At 39.9% G+C, this 263-nt stretch carries 1 pseudogene; it reads left to right on the forward strand.

The window, feature by feature from the left end:
• Nucleotides 1–241 (forward strand): annotated as a pseudogene (locus A3774_RS16860) (ABC transporter substrate-binding protein); the annotation flags it as partial.
• Nucleotides 242–263 lie beyond the last annotated feature (22 nt).

Genomic DNA, 263 nt, shown 5'->3' on the forward strand with positions numbered 1-263 from the left:
TGCTGAAAACTGGGCGAAGATGAAGCAAGAGTTTCCAAATATCGAAGTTAAATCATTTCCTAGCAGTGTTATGAAAGCTATGTATGACGCCAATGAGTCTTTATTGGCTGAAAAGGCAGCAGAAGATCCATTAGCGAAAGAGATTCTTGATTCTCAAGCTGAGTACATGGAAAAAGTCCGTGTTTGGACCAATATTTCTGATCGCGCCTATTTAGACAGCTTGGATAACCTTGCCGACTAATCTGTTTGTTTCGATTAATAGG

The sequence above is a fragment of the Neptuniibacter marinus genome (assembly GCF_001597725.1).
GTDB lineage: Bacteria > Pseudomonadota > Gammaproteobacteria > Pseudomonadales > Balneatricaceae > Neptuniibacter > Neptuniibacter marinus.